Origin of the sequence: Streptomyces hydrogenans, from assembly GCF_014656075.1 — a bacterium.
Lineage (GTDB): Bacteria > Actinomycetota > Actinomycetes > Streptomycetales > Streptomycetaceae > Streptomyces > Streptomyces hydrogenans.
In genome coordinates this window covers 1-1,190 of sequence record NZ_BNBS01000293.1, presented here as the reverse complement: position 1 = coordinate 1,190, position 1,190 = coordinate 1, and the positions used below count along the sequence as shown (strand labels likewise).

The window sequence follows — 1,190 nt, the reverse complement described above, 5'->3', positions numbered from 1 at the left end:
GAAGGTCGCCCGCCTCCACCTCGACGCCCTCGGCGTGCGGCTCACGACCCTCCGCCCGGAGCAGGCCGCCTACATCGGCGTCAAGGTCGAGGGCCCGTACAAGCCGGACCACTACCGCTACTGATCCGTCCCCGGCGCACGCCGGCCGACGCGACGACCCAGCAGGCCCCCGGCACCCGTGCCGGGGGCCTGCCCCGTTCCCCACACCCGAGGACCACGCGATGCCCCGCGGCCGCTACTCGCTCCACGACCCGCACGACCACACCCCCCTCGGCGAAGAGCACTTCCACTGCGCCCCCGGCCCCTCCGGCTGGCGGTACGTCTCCCAGGTCACCACCCCCACCGGCGACCACCGGGGCTCGGTCGACCTGGCCGTCGACGAACTCGGCCGGCCCATCCGCCTCGAACTCCACGCGTCGAGCTGGCAGGTCCGCGGCGCCGCCCTCGACGGCGTCACCTGGGTCCGCACCGACCCCACCGGCACCCACACCACCGAGGGCAACGTCCGCGCCCACGCCTTCACCGGTACGTCCCCGGCCTTCCTGATCGCCCTCACCCGCCTCCTGCGCCTCACCCCCGGCGCCCCCGAGACCCGCGTCCGCCTCGTCGCCTTCACCGACCCCGTCCTGGCCCCCCTCACCGTCGACCAGTCCTGGGCCCTGCTGGGCAGCGAGCGGCACCCCACCGACCACGGCCCCCTCACCGTCGACGCCTACCAGGTCAGCACCCTGGACACCGGGGAGCGCCACACCGTCCACATCGCCGGCGACGTGGTCCTCGCCGCCCCCGGCGTGGAACTGGAGGACCTCGACACACCCCCCTCGGCCTTCCCGGCCTGACACCCCGCCCCGTCGCGTCCCGCCGATGTGCGAGGGGCCCCACGGAGCTGGTACTGTCCTCCGGTGCCCGAAAAAACCGTTGACACGGTGGACGCGGGGAGGTAGATTTAGATGGTTGCCTAGAGCTGGACAGCTCGGCAGTAATCAACTAGAGTCTGACTCACTCCGGATTCTTTATCCCGAATCAAGAAAAGCCACCGATTAGGCGGCCGGAAATGATTCTGATAAAGTCGGAAAGCGCCGGAAGGCCCCGAAGAAACAAAAACTCGGGACCGGAAAGCACCGAGGAAATCGGATCGGAAAGATCTGATAGAGTCGGAAACGCAGGAAGCGCCCGGAGGGCCTGGGAAC

Annotated in this window: 2 protein-coding genes; both read left to right on the top strand. The window is 70.0% G+C overall.

The genetic code is table 11. The features are described 5' to 3' along the window. The coding region (locus tag IE321_RS41495) for an adenosylhomocysteinase (RefSeq protein ID WP_190226781.1) at nt 1-124 on the top strand (124 nt) is incomplete at its 5' end. Nucleotides 125-221: 97 nt separating this feature from the next. After that, complete coding sequence (locus tag IE321_RS41490; protein WP_190226780.1) at nt 222-839, top strand: hypothetical protein; 618 nt, start codon at nt 222-224, stop codon at nt 837-839. Nucleotides 840-1,190 lie beyond the last annotated feature (351 nt).